Source organism: Actinorhabdospora filicis (assembly GCF_030269765.1).
GTDB classification, from domain to species: domain Bacteria; phylum Actinomycetota; class Actinomycetes; order Mycobacteriales; family Micromonosporaceae; genus Actinorhabdospora; species Actinorhabdospora filicis.
Window position 1 is genome coordinate 844,607 of record NZ_BSTX01000004.1, and the last position, 7,911, is coordinate 852,517.

Consider the following 7,911-nt stretch of genomic DNA (forward strand, 5'->3'; position numbering starts at 1 on the left):
TGCGAGCGCAACTCTCGATGGGAGAGAGAACATAATGAAACGCCGTAATGTGGCGGCTATAGCCGCCACGCTCTCGGCCGCGCTGATCGTGGCCGGGTGCAGCAAGAACAAGGGCGATGACGGAGCTGGCGACAATGGCCAGTACGAGACCCGCAACAGCCTCATCGGCACCGCCGAGGACTCCAAGGGCCCGGCTCCGGAGATGCCCGGTGGCCGCAAGGGCGGCACGATCACGTTCCTGCAGAACAACGACTTCGCGCACCTGGACCCGGCGAAGGTCTACGTTTCGACGTTCTCGGCGACCGCGAACCTGATCTACCGGCCCCTGACCACCTACAAGGAGACGCTCCTCCCGGACGGCTCCATTGAGATGCGCCTCGTCGGCGACCTCGCGGTGGACCCGGGCAAGAACGTCAAGAACGACTGCACCGTCTGGGAGTTCACCCTCAAGGACGGCCTCAAGTACGAGGACGGCTCGCCGATCAAGGCCGCCGACATCGCCTACGGTGTCGCGCGCGCCTTCGCTCCGGAGGCTGCCGCCGGTCCCCACTACATCCAGCAGTGGCTGGCCGGGGACAAGAACTACAACGCGACCTACAAGGGCCCGTACAACGGTGGCGCGAAGGTCCCGCCCGGTGTGACGGTCGACGGCGACAAGAAGATCACCTTCACCTTCAACTCGCCGCACTGCGACATGCCGTTCGCGGCCGCGATGACCACCACCGCGCCGGTGCCCGAGGCCAAGGACACCAAGGAGGCCTACGACTCGGTGCCCTTCTCGTCGGGCCCGTACAAGATCAAGAGCCACACGCGCGGCACGTCCATGGAGCTCGTCCGCAACGAGCACTGGGACCCCAGCACCGACGCGACCCGGCACCAGTACCCCGACAGCTTCGTGTGGAAGTTCGGCAGCGACATCGTCGCGACGACCAACCGCCTGAAGACCGACGAGGACCCGAACATGGCCACCTACGCCGGTGTCGACCCGGCGCAGTCGGCCGCGATCTGGACCGACCCGGCCCTGCGCAAGCGCAGCATCGCCGGTAGCACCCAGTTCGTGTGGTACCTGAACATCAACACGCAGCGGGTGACCGACGTCAACGTCCGCAAGGCGCTGAACATCGCCTTCGACAAGACGCACTACCAGCAGCTGAACGGTGGCCCGCCGGCCGGTGAGATCGCCTCCACGGTCATGTCGCCGACCACCGCCGGTTACAAGAAGTTCGACGCGTTCGGTGTCCCGCCCGCGGGTGACCCGGAGAAGGCCAAGACCCTGCTGGGCGGCAAGTCCGTCAAGCTGACCTACGCCTACGGCAACACCCCGGTCGGCCAGCAGATCGCCGCGGCGATCAAGGAGGACCTGGCCAAGGCCGGCTTCGACATCGAGCTGGTGGCCGTCGACGCCGAGCGCTACTACGACGTCATCGGCGACAAGGCCAACAAGTACGACTTCTACATCTCCGGCTGGGGTGCCGACTGGCCGCTCGGCTCGACGATCATCCCGCCGACCCTGGACGGCCGTGAGATCACCGACCAGGGCAACTACAACTCGGCCTACTTCGACAACGCCGAGGTCAAGACCGAGATCGACCGGATCATGAAGCTTCCCGTGGAGCAGGCCGCCCCCGAGTGGGCCAAGCTCGACCAGAAGATCATGACCGATTACGCGCCGGTCGTTCCGCTGCTGTACGACGGGGCGTTCTCGCTGTACGGCTCCAACATCGGTGGCGCCTACCTGAGCAAGGTGAGCGGCTGCGTCAACCCGGCCTCCCTCTTCCTGAAGAGCTGACCGGAAACCAGTTAGGCAACGTCCGGTGTGGACGGGCTCGTCCCGTCCGCACCGGACCCCGATCGACCGACAGACCGACACGGCGCGGCGCCGCCGAACCTGAGGTGGAACTGATGTTTCGATTTTTGATCCGGCGGATCCTGCTGGCCGTCTTGACGTTGTTCGCGATCAGCGTCGTCGCCTTCGGACTGTTCTTCGCCGTGCCCGCCGACCCGGCGACCACGATGTGCGCGCGCGGTTGCGACCAGGTCACCAAGGACCAGATCCATGCCCGTCTGCACCTCGACGACCCGATTTACGTGCAGTACTTCGACTACATGAAGGGCATCTTCGTCGGCCGTGAATACGGCGCCGGAGACTGGAAGCGGGATTGCCCCGCGCCCTGCCTGGGCTTCTCGTTCCGCACCGACGAGCCGGTGATGGACATCGTGAAGCGCTCGCTGCCGATCACCGTCTCGATCGCGATCGGGGCGTGGATCTTCGAGTTGCTGATCGGTGTGACCGCCGGCGTGTTCGCCGCCTTGCGAAGGGGAACGGTCTTCGACAAGCTGGCCATCAGCCTCTCGCTGGTCGGCGCGGCCATGCCGGTCTTCTTCTTCGCCGCGATCCTGTTGTACGTTTTCGTCTTCGGCACCGGCATCCTGCCGTTCCCCGAATACGTGCCGATCAGCAAGAACCCGCTCGCCTGGGCGGGGGCGTTCATCCTGCCCTGGTTGTCGCTGGCGCTCATCAACGCCGCCAACCACTCCCGGCTCGGCCGCGCGCAGATGCTGGAGACGCTCTCCGAGGACTTCATCCGCACCGCCCGCGCCAAGGGCCTGCGCAAGTCGAAGGTCTCCCTGCGTCACGCGCTGCGCGCCGCGATCAACCCGATCGTCACCATGGCCGGCCTGAGCCTGGGCGGCCTGCTCGGCGGCGCGGTGATCACCGAGTCGGTGTTCGGTATGCAGGGCCTGGGCATGCAGACGGTCACCGCCGCCCGCGAACTGAACATGCCGCTGGTCATGGCCACGGTCCTCATCGCCACGGTCTTCATCGTCGTGGCCAACATCGTCGTCGACGTGGCCTACGCCGCGCTCGACCCTCGGGTCCGGCTCAGCTGACCGGCGGACACGGATTGTTTCGGGAGTCAACAAGATGACCACAGTCACTGAGGCCGCCGCGGCCGCCAAGGACACCACCGACGAGGCGCCCTACCTGGAGGTCGAGAACCTCACGGTGCGGTTCAAGACCGAGGACGGCGTCGTGCGGGCCGTCGACGGCGTGGACTTCTCCGTCCAGCGTGGACGCACCCTCGGCATCGTGGGCGAGTCCGGTTCCGGCAAGAGCGTCACCAGCCTGGCGATCCTCGGCCTGCACAACCCCAAGAGCGCCACCATCGGCGGCCGTGTCTCCGTGGGCGGCACCGACGTCGTGGGGCTGTCGGAGGCCCGGCTGCGCAAGATGCGCGGCAAGGACATGTCGATGATCTTCCAGGACCCGCTCACGTCCCTGCACCCGTACTACAAGATCGGGACGCAGATCGTGGAGGCCTACCGGATCCACCACGACGTGTCCAAGAGCGATGCCCGCAAGCGCGCCATCGAGATGCTCGACCGCGTCGGGATCCCCGAGCCGGCCAAGCGCGTCGACCAGTACCCGCACGAGTTCTCCGGCGGTATGCGGCAGCGCGCGATGATCGCGATGTCCCTGGTGAACAACCCGGACCTGATCATCGCCGACGAGCCGACCACGGCCCTCGACGTGACCGTCCAGGCGCAGATCCTGGAGCTGCTGGCCGACCTGCAGCGCGAGTTCCGCTCCGCGATCATCATGATCACCCACGACCTGGGCGTGGTCAGCCAGGTCGCCGACGACGTGCTGGTCATGTACGGCGGCCGCTCGGTGGAGTACGGCAGTGCCGCGCAGGTCCTGCGGTCCCCGCACCACCCCTACACCTGGGGCCTGCTCAACTCGGTGCCCACGCTGTACGGATCGGCCGAGGAGGACCTCAACCCGATCAGCGGCAACCCGCCCAGCCTGATCAACATCCCGTCCGGCTGCGCGTTCAACCCCCGCTGCAAGTACGCGATGCTCGGCGACGGCCCCTGTGACAAGGACGTGCCGCAGCTGGCCCCGGTGGCCAGCGACGAGGGGCACCTCGTGTCCTGCCACCTCCCCGAGGGGGAGCGGATCACGATCCTCAACGAGGAGATCCTGACCAGCAGCCACCTGCAGAGCCGAAGCGAGGAGACCGACGGTGAGTGAGGACAAGAGCGCCACCGCGGTGGCGGAGCGGGCGACGGGCGACAACGGCGAGCAGCCGCTGCTCCAGGTTCGCGGGCTCACCAAGCACTTCCCGGTCCGCGGCGGCATGTTCGGGCACAAGCAGGTCGTGCAGGCCGTCGACGGCCTCAACTTCGAGGTCGCCCGCGGCGAGTCGCTGGGCCTGGTCGGCGAGTCCGGCTGCGGCAAGACCACCACCGGCCGGATGCTGGTGCGGCTCCTGGAGGCCACCGGCGGGCAGCTGCTCTACGAGGGCCGCGACATCACCCACACCAAGGGCGAGTCGCTGCGGAAGCTGCGCCAGGAGATCCAGATCATCTTCCAGGACCCGTACTCGTCGCTGAACCCGCGGCACACGGTCGGCCGGATCATCGCCACGCCCTTCGAGGTCAACAAGATCGACCCGCCCGGCGGTGTGCGCAAGCGCGTCCAGGAGCTGCTGGAGATCGTCGGCCTCAACCCCGAGCACTACAACCGCTTCCCGCACGAGTTCTCCGGCGGCCAGCGGCAGCGCATCGGGATCGCCCGGGCCCTGGCGCTGCGGCCCAAGCTGATCATCGCCGACGAGCCCGTCTCCGCGCTGGACGTGTCGATCCAGGCGCAGGTGATCAACCTGCTGCGCGATCTCCAGCGCGAGTTCGACCTGTCCTTCGTGTTCATCGCGCACGACCTGGCGGTGGTCCGGCACTTCTGCCATCGGATCGCCGTGATGTACCTGGGGAAGATCGTCGAGGTCGGTGACCGGCACCAGATCTACGACACCCCCTCTCACCCGTACACCAAGGCGCTGCTCTCGGCCGTGCCGGACGTGACGAAGCTGGGCAAGGACGACGGCCGCCGGATCCGGCTGGAGGGCGACGTTCCCACGCCGCTCAACCCGCCCTCCGGCTGCCGCTTCCGCACCCGCTGCTGGAAGGCCACCGACAAGTGCGCGCAGGAGGAGCCACCCCTGGTGCAGATCGCGTCGGGCGCTCAAGTGGCCTGTCACTACCCCGAGACCCAGTGACGCCTCCGGCGTCCAAAAGCAATCGCCTTGTTGTACTTCCGTGATCCACCACGGAAAGCAGCGCAGTAGCGTCGCTGCATCGTTCGTCACCATGACGTAGGTCACGTGACGGCAGGAGGAGGAGTAACAGATGAGCCTGCGCAGAGCTCTGGTCGCCACGGGCGTCGCCGCCCTGTTGGCCACCAGCGTTGTCGCCTGCAGCAAGAACTCCGGCGATGATCCCGCCGGTAACGACGACAGCCGTAAGCAGAACACCGGAGCCCTCGGTACCGCCGAGGACTCGAAGGGCCCGGCCGCCGAGGTCCCCGGCGCCACGCCCGGTGGTGACATCACCGCCTACCGTCGCGCGGCGTTCGACCACGCCGACCCGGCGCGTGCGTACTACGTGGACGTGCTGGCGATGCTCGACCTGGTCGCGCGCCGCCTGACCAACTACAAGGAGCTCGGCGACGGCCGCATGGTCGTGGTGGGCGACCTGGCCACCGACGCCGGCACCGACGTCAACAAGGACTGCAAGACCTGGAAGTACACCCTCAAGGACGGCATCAAGTACCAGGACGGGTCGCCGATCAAGGCGTCCGACATCGCCTACGGTGTCGCCCGTGCCTTCTCGCCGGCGCTGCCCGAGGGCCCGCACTACGTTCAGCAGTGGCTGACCGGCAAGGCCGAGTACAACGCCGACTACAAGGGCCCCTACGACGGCGGCGCGGCGATTCCGCCCGGTGTCCAGGTTCCGGATGAGAAGACCATCATCTTCAACTTCCAGACCGCGGCCTGCGAGGCCCCCTTCGCGCTCGCGATGGGCATCTCGACGCCCGTCCCGCCCGCCAAGGACACCAAGACCGACTACGACAAGGCCGTTTGGGGTTCTGGTCCTTACAAGATCAAGGACTACCAGATCGGCGTGTCGATGACCGTCGAGAAGAACGAGTTCTGGGACAAGAACACCGACCCGATCCGTCACCAGTACGTCGACACCGTGACGTGGAAGTTCGGTCAGGACCAGAAGACGGTCACCCAGCGCCTCATGGCCGACCAGGGTGCCGACCAGACGTCCTTCGACCTGATGAACGAGGACCCCTCGCTCATTCCGCAGATCGTGGGCGACACCAAGATGATGGAGCGCGTGATCACGGGCACCAACATCTTCGTGAACTGGGTCGCGATCAACAACGAGCGCGTCAAGGACGTCAACGTCCGCAAGGCGCTCCAGTACGTCATCAACAAAGAGGCGTACATGAAGCTGCGCGGTGGTCCCACCGCCGGCACGATCGCCACCACCACGATGTCGCCGACCGCGCTGGGCTACAACAAGTTCGACGCGTACCCGCAGGCGCCGACCGGTGACAAGGAGAAGGCCAAGCAGCTGCTCGCCGGCAAGGTGACCACGCTGAAGTACGCCTACGCCAACACCGAGCTCGGTCAGCAGATCGCGGCGTTCATGAAGGAAGAGTTCAAGGCCGTCGGCATCGAGCTGGAGACCATCGCGCTCGACCCGAACACCGCCCCGGACATCCTGACGACCAAGTCGTCCAACGTCTACGACCTGTACCCGAAGAACTGGGGCCAGGACTGGGCGACCGGCTCGACGGTCATCGGCCCGATCTACGACGGCCGCACGATCGCCGACTCGGGCAACGTCGACAACATCTGGTTCAACGACCCGGGCGTCTCCGCCGAGATCGACCGGATCAACAAGCTCTCCGTCAACGACGCCGTCGCTGAGTGGGGCAAGCTGGACCAGAAGATCATGACCGACTTCGCCCCGATGATCCCGCTGTTCTACGGGAAGAACTTCGGCCTCAGCGGCTCGAAGGTCGGCGGCCTCTGGCTGTCGGACGCGCTCGGCACCATCTCCATGGTGAACGCGTACGTCAAGAAGTAAGCCTCGTGCCCACCGGCCCCCGGGCCGGTGGGCGCCTCACCGTCGATCGACGGTCCGCCCCCTCCCGTACCCACCCCACGGGAGGGGGCGGTTTTTTGTGGGCGGGGAGAAGGAGAAGGGGAAGGCGGAGGCGCGCGGAGCGGCGCATCCGGCGGCGGGTGTGACGAGGCCGCAGGCCGAGGCGCACGGCGAGGCGAGTGCTGAGGCGCGAGGGTGACCACCCACGCGGGGGGAAGTGTTTTGATCGGGTGGTGAAGAGGTACGCGCGCGTGCAGCGGCGCAACCAGCCCGGTTGGCCACGACGCATCCGTGTGCCGAAGAGCGGAGGCTTCCATCGGCTCGGGGGAAGTGTTTTGACTTCCGGGGTCCAGGGCAAGGCCCTGGTCTGGTGCAGGGCGAAGCGCCTGCTACCTCGACCCGAACGGTCGTGAGGCGAGGTGACACCGCAGGTGTCACTCGCTTGAAAAGGGAGGGCCGGGGCGCCGCCCCGGCTCCGAACCGCCCCGGCCTCGCCCCGCTCCACCCCGGCTCCGGCCTTGCCCTGTCCCGGCCCCGCCCCGCGTCGCCCCACCCCGGCTTCTCTTCTCGGCTGCGTGGGGTCTTGCGGCCGTGGCCTGTCGTCTTCTCCGCTTGGTGCCCAAGGGGCTTTGCCCCCTGGACCCCCACCAGGGAACTCCGTCCCCTGGACCCCGGGAGCTCAAAACATTTCTCCCGAGCCGGAGGCGTTCTTTGTTCTTCGGCACACGGTGCTTCGTGGCCGACCGGGTTGGTTGCGCCGCTGCACGCGCGCGTCATTCTTCGACACACGACCAAAACCCCACCCCCGCGCCCACGGCCGCCCCTCGGCCTCCGGCCTCAGGCGCCCACGGCGACCTCCGCGACCTCAGCCGCCTCCGCGTGCCTCCGGCCCGCCCCCTCGCCACGCTCCGCCCGCCGCGCCCGTCCCGCCCCGGCCCTCCCACCCCC

At 67.2% G+C, this 7,911-nt stretch carries 5 protein-coding genes; all 5 read left to right on the forward strand.

All coding sequences use genetic code 11. The features are described 5' to 3' along the window. The first annotated feature begins 34 nt into the window (after positions 1–34). The 5 genes from QSK10_RS29005 (at position 35) to QSK10_RS29025 (ending at position 6,945) form a co-directional block, all read left to right on the forward strand. Positions 35–1,789, forward strand: coding sequence for an ABC transporter substrate-binding protein (locus QSK10_RS29005; protein ID WP_285666421.1), 1,755 nt, complete (start codon positions 35–37; stop codon positions 1,787–1,789). Positions 1,790–1,902: 113 nt separating this feature from the next. Continuing rightward, complete coding sequence (locus QSK10_RS29010; RefSeq protein ID WP_285666456.1) at positions 1,903–2,892, forward strand: ABC transporter permease; 990 nt, start codon at positions 1,903–1,905, stop codon at positions 2,890–2,892. 34 nt (positions 2,893–2,926) lie between these two features. Continuing rightward, positions 2,927–4,036, forward strand: a complete 1,110-nt coding sequence (locus QSK10_RS29015; RefSeq protein WP_285666422.1) for an ABC transporter ATP-binding protein — start codon at positions 2,927–2,929, stop codon at positions 4,034–4,036. Further along, a complete protein-coding gene (locus QSK10_RS29020; RefSeq protein WP_285666424.1) occupies positions 4,029–5,060 on the forward strand; it encodes an ABC transporter ATP-binding protein in 1,032 nt (343 codons plus the stop codon). The genes QSK10_RS29015 and QSK10_RS29020 overlap by 8 nt, the downstream gene beginning before the upstream one ends. A 130-nt stretch (positions 5,061–5,190) precedes the next feature. After that, positions 5,191–6,945, forward strand: coding sequence for an ABC transporter substrate-binding protein (locus tag QSK10_RS29025; RefSeq protein WP_285666425.1), 1,755 nt, complete (start codon positions 5,191–5,193; stop codon positions 6,943–6,945). Positions 6,946–7,911: the final 966 nt, after the last annotated feature.